General features: G+C 71.0%; 17 protein-coding genes. 6 read left to right on the top strand and 11 right to left on the bottom strand.

Translation table 11 applies throughout. From position 1 onward, the window contains the following. Positions 1 to 68 precede the first annotated feature (68 nt). On the bottom strand, positions 69 to 506 hold the full coding sequence (locus GUY60_RS18340) for a gamma-glutamylcyclotransferase family protein (protein WP_161699145.1): 438 nt from the start codon (positions 504 to 506) through the stop codon (positions 69 to 71). Between the two features lie 113 nt (positions 507 to 619). Here GUY60_RS18340 and GUY60_RS18335 point away from each other — a divergent pair, with 113 nt between their 5' ends. Continuing rightward, positions 620 to 2,068 carry an NAD(P)H-quinone dehydrogenase gene (locus GUY60_RS18335; protein ID WP_161699144.1) on the top strand — a complete coding sequence of 483 codons (1,449 nt, stop codon included), beginning with the start codon at positions 620 to 622 and terminating at the stop codon, positions 2,066 to 2,068. 189 nt (positions 2,069 to 2,257) lie between these two features. Beyond that, positions 2,258 to 3,229: a DeoR/GlpR family DNA-binding transcription regulator gene (locus GUY60_RS18330; protein ID WP_161699143.1), complete on the top strand. Its 972-nt coding sequence runs from the start codon at positions 2,258 to 2,260 to the stop codon at positions 3,227 to 3,229. A 58-nt stretch (positions 3,230 to 3,287) separates the two neighbouring features. Here the strand turns inward: GUY60_RS18330 and GUY60_RS18325 are convergent, their stop codons facing one another. The 4 genes from GUY60_RS18325 to GUY60_RS18310 form a co-directional block, all read right to left on the bottom strand. Further along, entirely contained in the window at positions 3,288 to 3,878 is a 591-nt protein-coding gene (locus GUY60_RS18325) for a TetR/AcrR family transcriptional regulator (RefSeq protein WP_161699141.1), read from the bottom strand. 66 nt (positions 3,879 to 3,944) lie between these two features. Next, entirely contained in the window at positions 3,945 to 4,934 is a 990-nt protein-coding gene (locus tag GUY60_RS18320) for a hypothetical protein (RefSeq protein WP_187370063.1), read from the bottom strand. Between the two features lie 6 nt (positions 4,935 to 4,940). Continuing rightward, entirely contained in the window at positions 4,941 to 5,354 is a 414-nt protein-coding gene (locus tag GUY60_RS18315) for a hypothetical protein (protein WP_161699139.1), read from the bottom strand. Between the two features lie 117 nt (positions 5,355 to 5,471). Continuing rightward, entirely contained in the window at positions 5,472 to 7,244 is a 1,773-nt protein-coding gene (locus GUY60_RS18310; protein ID WP_161699137.1) for an acetyl/propionyl/methylcrotonyl-CoA carboxylase subunit alpha, read from the bottom strand. A 341-nt stretch (positions 7,245 to 7,585) separates the two neighbouring features. Here GUY60_RS18310 and GUY60_RS18305 point away from each other — a divergent pair, with 341 nt between their 5' ends. Continuing rightward, positions 7,586 to 8,083, top strand: a complete 498-nt coding sequence (locus tag GUY60_RS18305) for a hypothetical protein (RefSeq protein WP_246235209.1) — start codon at positions 7,586 to 7,588, stop codon at positions 8,081 to 8,083. 19 nt (positions 8,084 to 8,102) lie between these two features. Here the strand turns inward: GUY60_RS18305 and GUY60_RS18300 are convergent, their stop codons facing one another. The 4 genes from GUY60_RS18300 to mmpB all read right to left on the bottom strand — a co-directional run bounded on the left by GUY60_RS18300 (position 8,103) and on the right by mmpB (position 11,575). Continuing rightward, entirely contained in the window at positions 8,103 to 8,894 is a 792-nt protein-coding gene (locus tag GUY60_RS18300) for a hypothetical protein (protein WP_161699135.1), read from the bottom strand. A gap of 247 nt (positions 8,895 to 9,141) precedes the next feature. Continuing rightward, a complete protein-coding gene (locus tag GUY60_RS18295) occupies positions 9,142 to 9,744 on the bottom strand; it encodes a Maf family protein (protein ID WP_161699133.1) in 603 nt (200 codons plus the stop codon). 122 nt (positions 9,745 to 9,866) lie between these two features. Beyond that, positions 9,867 to 11,333, bottom strand: coding sequence for a peptidoglycan D,D-transpeptidase FtsI family protein (locus tag GUY60_RS18290; protein ID WP_161699131.1), 1,467 nt, complete (start codon positions 11,331 to 11,333; stop codon positions 9,867 to 9,869). A 113-nt stretch (positions 11,334 to 11,446) separates the two neighbouring features. Next, positions 11,447 to 11,575, bottom strand: a complete 129-nt coding sequence (mmpB, locus tag GUY60_RS39530; RefSeq protein WP_281368501.1) for a morphogenic membrane protein MmpB — start codon at positions 11,573 to 11,575, stop codon at positions 11,447 to 11,449. 180 nt (positions 11,576 to 11,755) lie between these two features. On the opposite strand from mmpB, the gene GUY60_RS18285 reads away from it, so the two are divergent. Then, positions 11,756 to 12,931 (top strand): SGNH/GDSL hydrolase family protein, encoded by a 1,176-nt coding sequence (locus GUY60_RS18285; protein WP_161699129.1) that lies wholly within the window; start codon positions 11,756 to 11,758, stop codon positions 12,929 to 12,931. A gap of 75 nt (positions 12,932 to 13,006) precedes the next feature. On the opposite strand, the gene GUY60_RS18280 is transcribed toward GUY60_RS18285, so the two are convergent. After that, entirely contained in the window at positions 13,007 to 13,213 is a 207-nt protein-coding gene (locus GUY60_RS18280) for an acyl-CoA carboxylase epsilon subunit (RefSeq protein ID WP_161699127.1), read from the bottom strand. Between the two features lie 8 nt (positions 13,214 to 13,221). Then, positions 13,222 to 14,820, bottom strand: coding sequence for an acyl-CoA carboxylase subunit beta (locus tag GUY60_RS18275; RefSeq protein ID WP_161699125.1), 1,599 nt, complete (start codon positions 14,818 to 14,820; stop codon positions 13,222 to 13,224). Between the two features lie 161 nt (positions 14,821 to 14,981). Here GUY60_RS18275 and GUY60_RS18270 point away from each other — a divergent pair, with 161 nt between their 5' ends. Further along, positions 14,982 to 15,887 (top strand): biotin--[acetyl-CoA-carboxylase] ligase, encoded by a 906-nt coding sequence (locus GUY60_RS18270; protein WP_161699123.1) that lies wholly within the window; start codon positions 14,982 to 14,984, stop codon positions 15,885 to 15,887. 194 nt (positions 15,888 to 16,081) lie between these two features. Continuing rightward, a complete protein-coding gene (locus GUY60_RS18265; RefSeq protein ID WP_161699121.1) occupies positions 16,082 to 17,206 on the top strand; it encodes an adenylate/guanylate cyclase domain-containing protein in 1,125 nt (374 codons plus the stop codon). Positions 17,207 to 17,425 lie beyond the last annotated feature (219 nt).

The following is a 17,425-nucleotide window of genomic DNA, read 5'->3' as shown; positions in this document are numbered from 1 at the left end:
CCCCCAGACCCCCGGATCGCGCTCCGCGCTCGTCCTCAAGCGCCGGACGGGCTGAATTTAGGCAGGCCTCAGCAGGGACGCTTCCGCAGCGACATCACATAGTCGTGCGGCGCCCCCGCGGACTCCGCCGCGTCGGCCAGCTCACCGAGGTACCGGGCCGAGGGCAGGCCGCCCTCATATCCGTTCAGGACGTACACCCAGGCGGGCATCTCGCCCTCCAGGGTCTCCACCCGGATCCGCATACGGCGGTAGATGTCGAGGCCGACGCCCTCCCAGCGGTCCATGGACTCCTCGTCCATCGGCGCGATGTCGTAGAGCGCGACGAAGACCTGGGAGCGCGGGGCCTCCACGATGGTGGCGAGCGCGCCCTCCCAGCCCATGTGCTCCCCGCCGAACGTCAGCCGCCAGCCGTTGAGCCAACCGGTGGCGCGCAGCGGCGAGTACGGGGCGCGGCGGGACATGAGCCGCGCGTCGAGATTGCCGGCGTACGCGGCGTAGAGCGACATGGGACCGAGGGTACGGCAGCGGCCGTCCGGGAACCTGCCGGTCGTGCGGTCGCCGACCGGCGTCACCCTCTTCCGGAGGCCCCGGGGCGAAGCTGCTTGAACGGTGCGGGACAATGGAGTACGTGACTCGCATCGTGATCATCGGCGGCGGACCTGGCGGATACGAGGCGGCCCTGGTGGCCGCCCAACTCGGCGCGGAGGTGACCGTCGTCGACTGCGACGGTCTGGGCGGGGCGTCGGTGCTCACCGACTGCGTACCGTCCAAGACCCTCATCGCGACGGCCGAGGTGATGACCACCTTCGACTCGTCGTACGAAGAGCTGGGCATCATCGTCGAGGACGACACCCCGCACATCGACCAGGCGGCCCGCGTCGTCGGCGTGGACCTGGGCAAGGTGAACCGGCGCGTGAAGCGGCTCGCGCTCGCCCAGTCGCACGACATCACCGCGTCCGTGACGCGCGCGGGCGCCCGTGTGGTGCGTGGCCGCGGCCGGCTCGAGGGCCTGCAGGCGATGGACGGCTCCCGCAAGGTCGTCGTGACCGCGGCGGACGGTACGGAGGAGACGCTCACCGCGGACGCCGTACTGATCGCGACCGGCGCTCACCCGCGCGAGATCCCGGACGCGCTGCCCGACGGTGAGCGCATCCTCAACTGGACTCAGGTGTACGACCTGGATGAGCTCCCCGAGGAGCTCATCGTGGTCGGCTCCGGTGTCACCGGTGCCGAGTTCGCCGGTGCCTACCAGGCGCTCGGCTCCAAGGTCACGCTCGTCTCGTCCCGCGACCGCGTGCTGCCGGGTGAGGACCCGGACGCCGCGGCCGTCCTCGAGGACGTGTTCCGGCGTCGCGGCATGAACGTCATGGCGCGCTCGCGGGCCGCCTCCGCCAAGCGGGTCGGCGACCGCGTCGAGGTCACGCTCTCCGACGGCCGGGTCATCACCGGCACGCACTGCCTGATGGCGGTCGGCGCGATCCCGAACAGCAGCGGCATGGGCCTGGAGGAGGCCGGGGTCCGGGTGAAGGACTCCGGGCACATCTGGACCGACAAGGTGTCCCGCACCTCCGCGCCCGGTGTGTACGCGGCCGGTGACGTCACCGGGATCTTCGCGCTCGCCTCGGTCGCCGCGATGCAGGGGCGGATCGCGATGTACCACTTCCTGGGCGACGCGGTGACCCCGCTCAACCTGAAGACGGTCTCGGCGAACATCTTCACCGACCCGGAGATCGCCACCGTCGGCTACAGCCAGGCCGACGTGGACGAGGGCAAGATCGACGCCCGCGTGGTGAAGCTGCCGCTGCTGCGCAACCCGCGCGCCAAGATGCAGGGCATCCGGGACGGCTTCGTCAAGATCTTCTGCCGGCCGGGCACCGGAATCGTGGTCGGCGGTGTGGTCGTCTCGCCGCGCGCTTCGGAACTGATCCACCCCATCTCGCTCGCGGTCGACAACAATTTGACGGTGGAACAGATCGCGAATGCGTTCACCGTCTACCCCTCGCTGTCCGGCTCGATCGCCGAGGTCGCCCGTCAGCTGCACACCAGGAAGACGGCGGGCGAGGCATAAGGGCACGGCGCAAGGCGCCTGCTCAGTGGGGTGGTTGAGGCCCCTGTGAAGCGTTCGCGGCCCAGCCGTCCGGCCTGTGCCGGAGGGCTGGGCTCGCGTATATCACTTCCATCCTTGGCATGCGGTCAACTTCTGTTATTCGGCGCAAACTGCTGAAAGCGGACGGCCGTTGGGGTTACTGTCAGTTTCGTGTTCGCTGCAGAACGTCGCCAATTGATCCTCGAAATGGTGCGGGCCAACGGAGCTGTGTCGCTCCGGGAGCTCGCCCGCGTAGTCCAGACCTCTGAAGTGACCGTACGGCGGGATGTGCGGGCGCTCGAGGCCGAAGGACTCCTCGACCGCCGGCATGGCGGTGCGGTATTGCCGGGCGGATTCACCAGGGAATCCGGCTTTCCGCAGAAATCCCTGTCCGCAACAGCCGAGAAGACGGCCATCGCCGATCTCGCCGCGGGTCTCGTCGAAGAGGGCGAGGCCATCGTCGTCGGCGCGGGTACGACGACACAGGAGCTGGCCCGCCGGCTCGCTCGCGTACCCGGACTGACCGTCGTCACCAACTCCCTGCTCGTCGCCCAGGCGTTGGCGCACGCCAACCGCGTGGAGGTCGTCATGACCGGCGGCACCCTGCGCGGGAGCAACTACGCCCTGGTGGGCAGCGGAGCCGAGCAGTCCCTCCAGGGGCTGCGGGTCTCTCGCGCCTTCCTCTCCGGGAGCGGACTGACCGCAGAGCGCGGCCTGTCCACGTCCAACATGCTCTCGGCCAGCGTCGACCGCGCCCTCGTGCAGGCCGCCGCGGAGGTGGTGGTCCTCGCCGATCACACCAAGCTCGGTACGGACACCATGTTCCAGACGGTGCCCACGGACGTCATCACCCGGCTCGTCACCGATGAGCCACCGCCGTCCGACGAGCGGGCCGCCACCGAGCTCCAGGCACTCGCCGACCAGGGCGTCCAGGTGGCCGTCGCCGGCACCCTGGCGCCCGCGGGCGGCGCCGAAGCCGTCAAGGCGGGACCGCCACCGCGCAGGGACGTACCCCTGCCGGGCCAGCGGCGGAACGTACCGGGCGGCGCACCGCAGTTGCGCGGTGCGGCGGCCCTGACGGAGCCTGTGCCGGGCGAGCGCGAGCGGGAGCGGGCACGGGTGGCGGACCTCCGCCGCCGGTGACGACCCTCGGTCCCGGGCCCCTGGCCCGGGACCACGCGGCGGTCTCCGGATCGCCGCTTCACGCCTCCGGCTTCAGGCCGCGCAGGGTGAGCATCAGCAGGCGGTCCGCCAACTCCGGGTCGCCGGGCGTCTCTTCGGCGGCCAGCGCGATGGCGTTGGTCAGCTGGAGCAGATCACCGATGGTGATGTCCGCGCGTACGGAACCGGCCTCCTGGGCGCGCGCGAGCAGCGCCTGCCCCGCCTCGCTCATCGGCGCGCTGCACCGCGCGAGCGCCGAACTGTCGTCCCGGGACACCGACATGAGGGCCCGCGAAAGGCCTCGGTACTCGCCCGCGTGCGTGACGATCGCGCGCAGCCACGCGACCAGGGCAGCGCAGGGCTGCGGGTCGTCGAGCAGTTCGCGGGAGCGGACCAGGAGCGCGCTCACCGCGTCCTCGAAGACCGCGCTGAGCAGCGCGTGCCGGTTCGGGAAGTGCCGGTAGAGGGTGCCGATGCCGACGCCCGCGCGGCGCGCGATGTCCTCCAGGGATGCGTCCGTGCCGTGCTCCGCGAACGCGGTGCGGGACTCGGCGAGCAGCCGGTCGTAGTTCCGCCGCGCGTCGGCACGCATCGGGCGCGTCGCCGGGGTCCGCCCGGTGCTGGTCGTCATGTGCGTGGTCCTCCCTGAGCCGCTCTGCCCTCCAGGATGCCACCCGTACGGTGCGCGATCGGCCGGTCACGACGCGTCCCCGGCGCGTGGGGCGGGCGGCGTACGGAGTGTGGGCTGGCCCATCGGGCATCCCGACTGCACGGGGGCCGCGCGGAACGGGGCGAGCAGTGCGTCGGCCGCCGGATGGTAGGGGCGCCGCGACATCCGCGTCACCAACTGCCACATGGTGCGCTCGGCGGACAGGTCCTGCGGCAGTTCTAGGCCGAGCGCGTCAGCCAGCGGCTTGCGGCCCAGGTTGACCAACGCCCGTACGGCGGCGGCCCATTCATCGGTCGCCACCACTGCCGAGCGGTACCAGAGCGGGATCAGCGCGCTCGGCACTACGGCCGCGCAGAGCAGCAGCGCCCGGTCCTCGCCCACGGTGAGCGCGCCGAGAGCGGTCACGGTCACGGCCGCGTGGCCGTAGAGGAGCGCCACGAAGAAGTCGACGTTCGTCCGGGCCGTCTCCGCCTGGCGGCCGGTGGGTGCGGGGGCCGCGGCCGACAGTTCGTTCCACATCACCTGCGTGTCCAGGTGGTAGCGGTCGTGGCCGTACTCCTCGAAGCGGCGGATGGCGTTGGCGAGCCGGGTCGGGCCTATCTGGTCGTCCCGGTGCGGGTAGCGCTCCAACCGCTCGTGCAGGACGCCGAGTTGGATCGGGGAGAGCCGCGGGTCGGGTCGGTCGAGGCGCTCCCTGATGCGCTGCCTGCGGGCCCGCTGGACACGGCAGCCGTACGCGTACGCCCGCGCGGGCCACAGCACGTACCCCTCGAGGAAGCGGTAGAGCAGGGTCTGCAGCGCGTTCAGGACCAGGCCGGCCAGGACGGCGCCGACGAGCAGGAGCAGGGCCGTGTCCGAGGGTGTCGAGGGCCACAGCCGTTCCAACAGTCCCAGCTCGCCCCGGAGTTGGGGCGCGACGGCGAAGAAGAACACGGCGAGGTTGATGGCGGACGGCAGCACCCACCCGACGAGCAGCGACCAGCCACCCCCGAGCACACCCTTCGCGATGTCTCCCACGGGCGCCTACTCCTCCGGCCAGTCGTCGCCGGGGTCGAGGACGGGGCCGGGTGGGGTGCCGTACGGGGTGTCGGTGTGGCGTTTGTCGATTCCGGTGTTGCCGGAGCCGCCGTTCATGTGGACGGTGTCGCCGAAGTACGTGCCGGAGCTCTCGGCCTCCACCAAGGTGCCGTCATGGAGGACAGTGCCGTCGGGGCCGTGGAGTATGACCCGCGCGAGCCTGCCCTGCATCGCCTCCCAGGTCTGTACGACTGTGGTCAGCACGGACAGGGTCCTGTCGTCCGGAAGTCGGACCAGAAGTTCGTCCCCGACCGGACCGGGTTCGACGCTCCAGTCCCATCCGCGCTCGGCGGCCACCTCGTCCAGCACCTGAGCCAGCGCGCTCGCCGCACCGCCGGTCACCCTGACCCGAATCTCCACGAGCCCCAACTCCCCCCGCCCACCGCCGACTCGGGCCCAGCATAGGTCGCGGGTACGACAAGGGCCCCCGGCACGAAGCCGGGGGCCCTTGTCGTACAGGCAACGTACGACCGGACGTCAGTCCTTGATCTCGCAGATCGACGCACCGGAAGTGAGCGAGTTGCCGACCTCCGCGGTCAGGCCCTTGATGGTGCCGGAGCGGTGGGCGTTGAGGGGCTGTTCCATCTTCATGGCCTCGAGGACGACGACGAGGTCGCCCTCCTTGACCTCCTGGCCCTCCTCGACCGCGACCTTGACGATCGTGCCCTGCATCGGGGACGCCAGGGTGTCGCCGGACGCGGCCGGGCCGGACTTCTTCGCGGCGCGGCGCTTCGGCTTGGCGCCCGCGGCGAGGCCCGTACGCGCGAGGGTCATGCCGAGCGAGGACGGCAGCGAGACCTCGAGGCGCTTGCCGCCGACCTCGACGACGACGGTCTCGCGGCCCGTCTCGTCCTCGTCCCCGTCGGCCGGAGTGGCCGCGAAGGGCTTGATCTCGTTGACGAACTCGGTCTCGATCCAGCGGGTGTGGACCGTGAACGGGTTGGTGGAGCCGGTCAGTTCGGGCCCGAACGCCGGGTCGACCACGACCGCCTGGTGGAACGGGATGGCCGTGGCCATGCCCTCCACCTTGAACTCGGCGAGCGCACGCGCCGCACGCTGCAGCGCCTGCTGCCGGGTCGCGCCGGTGACGATCAGCTTGGCCAGGAGCGAGTCCCAGGCCGGGCCGATGACCGAGCCGGACTCGACGCCCGCGTCCAGGCGGACACCGGGGCCGGTCGGCGCGGCGAAGCTGGTGACGGTGCCGGGCGCGGGCAGGAAGTTACGGCCCGGGTCCTCGCCGTTGATGCGGAACTCGAAGCTGTGGCCGCGGACTTCGGGGTCCCCGTAACCCAGCTCCTCGCCGTCGGCGATACGGAACATCTCGCGGACCAGGTCGAGGCCGGTGACCTCTTCGGTGACCGGGTGCTCCACCTGCAGACGGGTGTTGACCTCCAGGAAGGAGATCGTGCCGTCCACACCGACGAGGAACTCGACGGTGCCCGCGCCGACGTAACCGGCCTCCTTGAGGATGGCCTTCGACGCCGCGTACAGCTCGGCGTTCTGCGCCTCCGACAGGAAGGGCGCGGGGGCTTCCTCGACGAGCTTCTGGTGACGGCGCTGCAGCGAGCAGTCACGCGTCGACACGACGACCACGTTGCCGTGGCTGTCGGCCAGGCACTGGGTCTCGACGTGGCGCGGCTTGTCCAGGTACCGCTCGACGAAGCACTCGCCGCGACCGAAGGCGGCGACGGCCTCGCGTACCGCCGAGTCGTACAGCTCCGGTACCTCTTCGAGGGTGCGGGCCACCTTCAGACCGCGACCGCCGCCACCGAAGGCGGCCTTGATCGCGATGGGCAGGCCGTGCTCCTCGGCGAACGCCACGACCTCGTCGGCACCCGACACCGGGTCCGGCGTACCGGCGACCAGCGGGGCACCCGCGCGCTGCGCGATGTGCCGGGCGGCGACCTTGTCACCCAGGTCACGGATGGCCTGCGGCGGCGGGCCGATCCAGATCAGGCCCGCGTCCAGGACCGCCTGCGCGAACTCGGCGTTCTCGGAAAGGAACCCGTAACCGGGGTGGATCGCGTCCGCACCCGAATCCTTCGCCGCGGCAAGCACCTTGGCCATGTCCAGATAGCTGGTGGCCGGGGTGTCACCGCCCAGAGCGAACGCCTCATCGGCCGCGCGGACATGCAGGGCGTCCCTGTCCGGCTCGGCGTAGACGGCCACACTCGCGATCCCTGCGTCCCGGCATGCCCGGGCCACGCGGACAGCGATTTCGCCACGGTTGGCGATGAGCACCTTGCGCACGTTGGCTCCCTCCTTGGAACAAGCTGAGTTTAGGGACTGCCGACACGGCCTTACGACCCGTCCCCAAGGGTGAGCTTGCCCACACGGAGCGTTATTCGAGGGGCGCTCAAGTCGCGAAATCCCTTGTCGCACCACGGTACGACGGGATCCTGAACCGCACAGTAACGGGACGGTGTGGCGCAGGTCTCTGTTCTGGGGGTCAGGGGTCGATCGGCAATCTTTGTGGAGTCCCTACGAATGGCGGTACCAATCTTTGCCCCGCCGCGAAGTCTTGTCCCGGGGTTTACCCGTTAGTAGCGTTTGCGGCGCCGTGGGACGTACCTGGGGTAACCGCAGTGGGGATGGGGTGGGGCGCCGTGGCGCGCAGACCGGTGGCCGTGGTGGCGGCGCTCGTGCTCGTCGTGGAGGCGTTCGGCATCGCGTGGCTCAACTGGTTCCTCGGCCTGGTCGCCGAGAACCAGCAGATGTCACTCGCCGGTGTCGACCCGCGCGCGATGACTGTCGGATCGTGGGTCGCGGGCGGCCTGTTCGGGCTCTATCTGCTGCTGTGCGGCGCGGTCCTGTTCCGGGCCGGGGTGCGCGACCGCGCGCCCGGCAACGTCGGCAGGATCCTGCTCATCAGCGCGGCGGTGGTGCACGGACTGCTCGGCGCGTTCACCGTCGGCCTGGTCGGCTGGGCGGCGTTCGCGTTCCTGATGGTGGTGCTCGGCCTGATCGTCCTGACGCTGGTGGCGTACGGGGACGGGGACGAGGTTGGTGCGCGCGGCGAGGGCGCCGCCGCGGACGGCGTACCGAACGGCACGCCGCCGCCCGCGGTGCACGGTCCCGACCCGGCCTGAGTGCGGCCGGTCCGGTGGCTCAGCCCTGGTACACCATCGTGCACAGCAGGGTCTCGCCGTCGTCGACGGTCCAGGACCAGTACTCCGTCTGATCGCCCGTCACGCGCCGGCAGAGGCTGGCGTCGGTGCCCTTGGACGTGTTGTAGACGCCGGTGATGTGCATGACCTGGTTGTAGGCGCTCGGCACCTTCTTGGCGGTGCAGTCGACGGCCGTCAACGGGCCCATGTCGACGATCTTGTTGCCCTCCTGGTTCGCCAGGAAGCAGCCGCCCTTGTGGTAGACGCGGCGCAGGCACAGCTCGGTGGACTCGCCGGTGCTCGTCGAGTCGTACGACCAGGTCGCCTCGCCCGCGCTGCTGTCGCAGCCGCCGGTGACGCCGGTGACCTGGACAAGGGCGTCGTCGCTCTTGCAGGAGACCGAGTCGGGGGGCTGCTCGGAGCTCCAGTCGATCTCGGTCTTGCCGCCGTGGCCGGTGTCCCACACGGGCAGGCAGTCCCCGGTGGAGACGGCCTTGAAGGCGCTCTCGGTGGGGTCGGGCGTCGGCGTGGGCGACTCGGTGCCGGGCTCGGAGTCGGCGCCCGAGTCGGCCCCCGAGTCGGAGCCGCTGGTGGGCGCCGCCGAGATGCCGGGGGAGGAGTCGGACGAGTCGTCGCTGCCGCTGTCGAACACGTTCCCGAAGAGGATGAAGCCGCCGACCACGACAAGGCCGAGGACGAGCACGCCGACGATGCTGATGACGATCGCGGCGGTGTTGTTGTTGCGCGGCGGCGGCGGAGGCGGGAACGGACCCTGCGGACCACCGGGACCCATACCGCCCGGAGGACCCGGAGGACCTGGAGGACCGCCCGGAGCTCCCGGAGGCGGTCCCTGGGGCGGTCCGAAGTTCGGGCCCGCGGGTCCCTGGGGCGGACCCGGTGGACCCTGTGGCGGGCCGAACTGGCCCTCGGGCGGGCCGAACGAGTTGCTCATCTTCTCCCCCGGAAAGTGCGATGCAGGTGGCCCGCGCATGCTATCCGCCCCCTGTCAGCCACTCGAACGGGGCCGAACAGCCCCCGGCTCACCAGAGTTCGGTGATGCCCACCCCGAGCTCGCCGAGCAGCTTGCGCAGCAGCGGCAGGCTGATGCCGATGACGTTGCCGTGGTCGCCCTCGATGCCCTCGATGAAGGGCGCCGAACGGCCGTCGAGGGTGAACGCGCCCGCCACGTACAGGGGTTCACCGCTCGCCACGTACGCGGCGATCTCCGCGTCCGAGGGTTCGCCGAACCGTACGGTCGTCGACGCGGTCGCCGAGGTGCTGCGGCCGGTGGCGGTGTCGATGACGCAGTGGCCGGTCCGCAGCACGCCCGCGCGGCCGCGCATCGCCTTCCAGCGCGCGGTGGCGTCCTCGGCGTCGGCGGGCTTGCCGAGTGCCTGACCGTCGAGTTCGAGCACCGAGTCGCAGCCGACGACCAGGGCGCCCGCGGCCTGCTCGCGTCCGGCGACCGCTTCGGCCTTCGCGACGGCGAGGATCCGGGCGAGCTCGGCCGGGGTCGGCGCGGTCAGGGCGTCCTCGTCCACCCCGCTGACGATCACCTCGGGGTCGAGTCCGGCCTGGCGCAGAAGCCCGAGCCGGGCGGGGGACTGGGAGGCGAGGACGAGGCGGCGGCGCTGATCGGTCATGAGGGAGAGGGTAGCCACCGCGCGCGGGGCGTACCGCGCGCGGGGCGTACGGAAAGGGCGCCCCGCGGACCCCCTCCCCGAGCGAGAGGGTCCACGGGGCGCCCGGCCCCTGAGGCGGTGGCTCAGCCCTTCTGGAGCACCGCCTGCATGACGGCCTTGGCGATCGGGCCGCCGAGCTTGCCGCCCGCGATCTGGTCACGCGGGATGTCCTGCCCCGGGTCGACGAAGACGGCGACGGCGACCTTCTTGCCCTGGGCGTTCTTGCCGTACGAGATGAACCAGGCGTACGGCGGGAGCTCGTTGTCGACGCCGTGCTGGGCGGTGCCGGTCTTGGCGCCGACCTCGATGTTGTCGATCAACGCGGGCTGTCCCGAGCCCTGTTCGGCGGTGAAGACCATCGCCTCGCGGACCTTGTCGGCGGTCTCGGAGGAGATGGGCTGTGACATCTCCTTGGGTTCGTTCTTCTCCAGGGTGTCCAGGTCCGGGCCGCGCAGCTCGTCGATCATGTGCGGCTCCATCAGCTTGCCGTCGTTGGCGATGGCGGAGGCGATCATGGCGATCTGCAGCGGGCTCGCGGTCAGGGAGCCCTGGCCGATGCCGGTCAGCGCGGTCTGCGGCTTGTTGATGTCGGTCGGGTAGATGGACTTGCCGGCCCGTACCGGAATGTCCAGTTCGCCGTTGTTGAAGCCGAACTTCTCGGCGGTCTCGCGCATCTCGTCCTTGCCGATCTCGGCGGCGAGCTTGGCGAAGACGGTGTTGCAGGAGAACTGCATGGCGACCTTGAGCGAGGCGTTCTTGCAGACGCCGCTCTTGTTCAGGTTGGGCAGCGGCGTCCGGGTGTCCGGCAGCGTCCAGGGCTCCGGGGTGTCCGTCGGGGCGTTGATGTCGGTGATCCGCCCGGACTCGATGGCGGCCGCGGCGGTGAGCACCTTGAAGGTGGAGCCGGGGGCGTACGTCTCCTTCAGGGCCCGGTTGAGCAGCGGCTTGCTCTTGTCCTTGCCGAGCGCTTCCCACGCCTTGGCGTCCTTGTCGGACATGCCCGCGAAGGTGGAGGGGTCGTACGAGGGGGTGGAGGCGAGCGCGAGGATGCGGCCGGTGTCCGGGTCGATCGCCGCGACCCCGCCCTTGAGGTTGCCGAGCCCCTCGAAGGCGGCCTTCTGCGCGTCCGGGTCGATGGTGGTGACGACGTCGCCGCCGCGCTGTTCCTCGTCGGTGAACATGCTCAGCGTGTTCTTCAGGAACAGCCGGTCGTCGGTGCCGGAGAGCATCTCGTCGTTGAGCTTCTCCAGCTGGTTGGCGCCGAAGGCCTGCGAGGCGTACCCGGTGACCGCGGCGTACATCGGGCCGTCCTTGAACGTCCGCTTGTACTTGAAGTCGTTGCCCTCGACCGCCTTGGAACCGGTGATCGGCTTGCCGTCGACGATGATGTCGCCGCGCGGCTTCGCGTAGCGCTCGATGGCGACGCGGCGGTTCTTCTCGTGCTTGGCGAGCGGCTCGCTCTGCGCGTACTGCACCCAGTTGGCGCGTATGAGCAGTGCGAGCACGAGCAGCCCGCAGAACACGGCAATGTGCCGCAGAGGCCTGTTCACCGGCTCCGTACCTCCCGATCAGTCCATGTCGATGAACTAGGACGGTACGGGAGCGGTGGTGGTTGCGTCCGGGCCGGACCGGGGCGTGTGGCAGTGGACACGCGCCGACGGGCTCAGCGGACCCCCAGGACGAACATCGCGAGCACCATCGCGAGGGCGAGCACCAGGCCCGCACGCCTCAACATGGCCTGCGTTTCCCGGAGTTCCTCCGGTGGCTCGTCTTTCGGGTCGGACCAGAGCATGAGCTCGATGGTGGCGGCTGCGGGGGTGCGGCGCCTGAGTACGCGTACTCAGTTGAGCCCTCCCGCCATTAAACGGGATCACAGTTCCCTTAGTCGTGAGCGAGGTGCTAGCGTGCGGAGCGCACTAAAGGAACTCCAGGCCCATTAAGTGGGTTCGGGGGATACGAGAGGAACCTCGCCATGCAGCAGAAGCAGCAGAAGCAGAAGCAGCAGTGGGTCGCCGCCTGGACCGCCGCGCCGCAGCAGCCCAGCACCGGGTTCACGCCGAACTGGTCGCAGCAGGGCTTCTCGCACCAGAGCGTGCGCCAGGTCGTCCGGGTCACCGAGGCGGGCTCGTCGGTGCGTGTCCGGCTGTCCAACGCGTACGGCACGGCGCCGCTGCGGATCACCGGCGCGACCGTGGCCCGCGGCGACGGCGGCGCGGCGGTGCGGCCCGGCTCGGTCGTACCGCTCACCTTCGACGGCGCCCGCTCCGCGGAGATCCCGGCGCGCGGGCAGCTGGCCGGCGACCCGGCCGAACTCGCCCTGAAGGCAGGGGAGTCGGTGACGGTCACGCTGTACTTCGCCGGTACGACGGGCCCCGCGACCTTCCACGCGCAGGGCTTCACCGACTCGTACCGGGCCGCGGGCGACCGGCTCGACGACGTCTCCGGCGCGGCCTTCACTGAGCGGACCGAGTCCTGGTACTACCTGGCGGGGGTCGACGTCGGCGGGGGTGCGGGCGGCGGCGCGGTGGCGCTTTTCGGCGACTCCATCACGGACGGCTTCGGCTCCACGCCGGGCGCCGACCGCCGCTGGTCCGACGCCCTCGCCGCCCGCGTCGACCGGCCCGTCCTGAACGCCGGGATCGGCGGCAACCTCGTCCTCAACGACTCGGCCTGGTACGGCGAGCGCGGCACCGCACGCTTCGGCCGCGATGTGCTCGACCAGCCGGGCGTCTCGACGGCCGTGATCCTTCAGGGCCTCAACGACATCGGCTTCAGCGAGGCCCAGGCGCAGGGGTACGACCGCCCCACCTTCTTCCCGGCGCCCGTGGTCTCGGCCGGGGAACTCATCGCAGGGCACCGGGAGTTGATCCGGCAGGCACGCGCGCGTGGCGTACGTGCGGTGGGCGCGACGCTGCTGCCGCTGAAGGGCTCGGACCACTGGGGCCCGCACGCGGCGCGGGTCAGCGACGAGGTGAACCGCTGGATCCGCACGTCAGGGGAGTACGACGGGTACGTGGACCTCGACAAGGCGCTGGCCGCCAAGTCCGACCCGGACCGGCTCGCGGAGGCGTACGACTCGGGGGACGCGCTGCATCCCAACGACGCGGGGTACGCGCGGATGGCTCAGGAGCTGGCGCGGGTGCTTTGAGGCGCCGGACGGGCTGAATTTCAGCCCGTCCGGCGTTTGAGGACGAGCCCGGAGGGCGATCGGCGGTGCTCCGGCCTAGCCGGGCCAGTACGTGCGGGCCCAGGACGTCGGCCCCGGCTGCGGCAGCCGGTGGCGGCCGACCCGCGAGGGGTCGGCCCACGAGTCCGCCGGTGCGGGTGCGTCCGGCGCCGCGGCGGCGAGGCTCGCGGCGCGGGCTCGGACCACCGCGAGTGCGGCGGCCAGCTCCTCAGGGGTCGGATTGCCCCGTACGACCTTGATCATCGGTCCTCCTACAGGGGGATGTTGCCGTGCTTCTTCGGCGGCAGGGACTCGCGCTTCGAGCGTAGGGTGCGCAGGCCCCGGACGACCTGGCGGCGGGTCTCGGAAGGCATCACGACGGCGTCGATGTAGCCACGCTCGGCCGCCGTGTACGGGTTCAGGAGCGTGTCCTCGTACTCCTGGATGAGGCGGGCGCGGACGTCCTCGCGCTCCGCCTCGTCGGCGGCGGCGATGGTGCGGCGGTGCAGGATGTTCACCGCGCCCTGCGCGCCCATGACCGCGATCTGCGCGGTCGGCCAGGCCAGGTTGAGGTCGGCGCCCAGGTGCTTGGAGCCCATCACGTCGTACGCGCCGCCGAACGCCTTGCGCGTGATGATCGTGATCAGCGGGACGGTGGCCTCCGCGTACGCGTAGATCAGCTTGGCGCCGCGGCGGATGATGCCGGTGTGCTCCTGCTCGACGCCCGGCAGGAAGCCCGGCACGTCCACGAACGTCAACACCGGCACGTTGAAGGCGTCACACGTCCGTACGAACCGGGCGGCCTTCTCGGACGCGTCGATGTCGAGGCAGCCGGCGAACTGCATCGGCTGGTTGGCGACGATGCCCACCGGGTGCCCCTCGACCCGGCCGAAACCGGTGAGGATGTTCGGCGCGAACAGGGCCTGCGTCTCGAAGAACTCCTGGTCGTCCAGGACGTGTTCGATGACGGTGTGCATGTCGTACGGCTGGTTCGCGCTGTCCGGGATCAGCGTGTCGAGCTCGCGGTCCTCGTCGTTCGTCTCCAGGTCCGCCTCCTCAGGGAAGGCGGGCGGCTCGGAGAGGTTGTTCGACGGCAGGTACGAGAGCAGCGACTTGACGTACTCGATCGCGTCCTTCTCGTCGCCGGCCATGTGATGGGCCACGCCCGAGGCGGAGTTGTGCGTACGGGCGCCGCCCAGCTCCTCGAAACCGACGTCCTCACCGGTCACGGTCTTGATGACGTCGGGGCCGGTGATGAACATGTGCGAGGTCTGGTCGACCATCACCGTGAAGTCGGTGATCGCGGGCGAGTACACGGCGCCGCCCGCGCACGGCCCGACGACCAGGCTGATCTGCGGAATCACGCCGGACGCATGGGTGTTGCGGCGGAAGATCTCGCCGTACATGCCGAGGGCCATGACGCCCTCCTGGATACGGGCGCCGCCGGAGTCGTTGATCCCGACCACCGGACAGCCCGTCTTCAGGGCGAAGTCCATGACCTTCATGATCTTCTGCCCGAAGACCTCGCCGAGGGCTCCGCCGAACACGGTGAAGTCCTGCGAGAACACGGCCACGGGACGGCCGTCGACCGTGCCGTACCCGGTCACCACGCCGTCGCCGTACGGCTTGTTGGCGTCCAGGCCGAAGGAGGTCGAGCGGTGCCGGGCGAACTCGTCCAGCTCGACGAACGAGCCCTCGTCCAGGAGGAGATCGATGCGTTCGCGGGCGGTCAACTTGCCCTTGGCGTGCTGTTTTTCCACCGCTCGCGCGGAACCGGCGTGGGTCGCCTCGTCGATACGGCGTTGCAGATCGGCGATCTTGCCCGCGGTCGTGTGGATGTCGATGGCGCTCTGCGCTTCCGGCTCGGACATCGGGATTGCGGCTCCCTGCCTGGTCACGGGTTCATGGGGACGGTGCGCCCCGTCAAGGGGACACGTGCGCTGATGAAGGGGACGGTGAGCTACTGACCCGTAGCGTAATGGCGTGAGCACGCCTCGGCAGTGCGGCGTTTACCACACCTAGGCTGTCTTGCATGACGCCATCGAAGTCCTCCGGCTCCGCGCACGAACCCGCCGCGCACCCCTCCCCGGCAGCCGCTCCGGGCCCCTGGTCCGATCTGGACAGACCGCCGCTGAACGTCACTTCGCTGCGCCGCGCGCTGCTCACGCCCGGCTCGCTGTGGAGCGTCCTCGACGTGGTGTCCAGTACGGGCTCCACCAACGTCGACCTCGCCGCCCGCGCCGTCGACGACCCCGAGGGCGCCGTACTCATCGCCGAGGAGCAGACCGCGGGCCGCGGCCGGCTCGACCGCAGCTGGACGGCGCCCGCACGCTCCGGGATCTTCTTCTCCGTACTCCTGAAGCCCCGCGAGGTACCCGTCGAGCACTGGGGCTGGCTGCCGCTGCTCGCCGGTGTCGCCACCGCCACCGCGCTGTCCCGCACCGCGGGCGTCGACACCGCCCTGAAGTGGCCCAACGACCTCCTCGTCGCGGTCGACGGCGAGGAGCGCAAGACCGGCGGCATCCTCGCCGAGCGGGCGGGCGCCGGTGACGCGGCGGGCGTGGTCCTCGGCATCGGCGTCAACGTCTCGCTGCACGCCGACGAACTCCCCGTCCCCGGCGCGGGCTCCCTCGCGCTCGCGGGCGCGAAGAACACCGACCGCGACCCGCTGCTGCGCGCCGTCCTGCGCTCCCTCGAGCAGTGGTACGGCGACTGGCGCGCGGCGGGCGGCGACCCGGTGGCGTCCGGCCTGCAGGAGACGTACGCGGCGGGCTGCGTGACCCTCGGCCGCCGGGTCCGCGCCGAACTCCCGGGCGAGCGCGCTCTGGTGGGCCAGGCCATCGCCCTGGACGCGGACGGCCGCCTGATCATCACGACCGCCGAGGGTGAGCGCGAGGCGGTCGGGGCGGGTGATGTGGTGCATCTGCGGGCGGAGTGATCTTGTGGGTCGTGGCGCCGGTGCGGTGCCGGGTGCCTTGCGGGTGCGTTGTGGGTGCTTGGCGGGTGGCTTGTGGGTGGCGGCGTGAATCCACCGCGGGCGTTATCCACAGGCATACGTGAGCCAACCCACACCTGCCGTATCGTTGGGGCCGGTCGTTATCAGACCGCGCCAGACCGGAAGGGCAACACGCAGTGACCGTCGACGACACCGGCTCAGGCACGGGCACCCACCCAGCCCCCCGGGATGCCGACGACGCCACGGCCGACCACACGGACGATCCGCTCGCGCTCCGTCTGGAGCAGCTGATCCTCGGCGCCGAGCGGCGCTACACGGCCTTCCAGGCGGCCCGTACGGCGGGCGTCTCCATGGAGCTGGCGTCGCGCTTCTGGCGGGCCATGGGCTTCCCCGACATCGGCCAGGCCAAGGCCCTCACCGAGGCGGACGTCCTCGCCCTTCGGCGGCTCGCGGGTCTGGTCGAGGCGGGCCTGCTCAGCGAGGCCATGGCGGTGCAGGTGGCCCGCTCCACCGGGCAGACCACGGCCCGTCTGGCCGAATGGCAGATCGACTCCTTCCTGGAGGGCCTGACCGAGCCCCCGGAGCCGGGCATGACCCGCACCGAGGTGACGTACCCGCTGGTGGAGCTGCTGCTGCCGGAGCTGGAGGAGTTCCTCGTCTACGTCTGGCGGCGCCAGCTGGCCGCGGCCACGGGCCGGGTCGTCCAGGTCGCCGACGACGAGGAGATGGTCGACCGGCGCCTCGCCGTCGGCTTCGCCGACCTGGTCGGCTTCACCCGGCTGACCCGGCGCATGGAGGAGGAGGAGCTCGGCGAGCTCGTCGAGGCCTTCGAGACCACCGCCGCCGACCTGGTCGCGGCGCACGGCGGCCGACTGATCAAGACCCTCGGCGACGAGGTGCTCTTCGCCGCCGACGACCCGGGCGTGGCCGCGGAGATCTCGCTGCGGCTCATCGAGACCATGGCCAACGACGAGACCATGCCCGAGCTGCGCGTCGGCATCGCCTTCGGCACGGTCACGACCCGGATGGGCGACGTATTCGGCACGACCGTGAACCTCGCGAGCCGCCTCACCTCGATAGCGCCCAAGGACGCGGTCCTGGTCGACCAGGCACTGGCGGAGGAGCTGACCAGAACGGGCGAGGCCCCCTCGTCGGAAGCGGAGGCAACGGCCGAGGCCGAACGCGCCGAGAAGGAGGGCACGCCTCCGACCACGTACCGCTTCGGCCTCCAGCCGATGTGGCAGCGCCCGGTGCGTGGGCTCGGCGTGATTGAGCCCTGGTTGCTTTCTCGTCGGGGGTGAGGGGCGGGGCTGCGGCATTGCTCCTGGCCTCTTGGGCCCCCTGACTCCAGGCCCTCCTGCCACCTCGACTTCCGGGCCGTGGCCCGTCGGCCCCCGGCCTCTCAGCCCTCCAGCCCTCCAGCCCTCCGGCGTCCCGGCGCCCCGGCACCTCGGGACTCCGGCCAATCGGCCCTCTGGCGCCCCGGCCTCTCGACCTCCTGACGCCTTGGCCCCCGGGCC

The sequence above is a fragment of the Streptomyces boluensis genome (genome assembly GCF_009908195.1).
Taxonomy (GTDB): Bacteria; Actinomycetota; Actinomycetes; order Streptomycetales; family Streptomycetaceae; genus Streptomyces; species Streptomyces boluensis.
The sequence above is the reverse complement of the archived record's forward strand: the minus strand, read 5'-3'. Positions and strand labels throughout refer to the sequence as shown.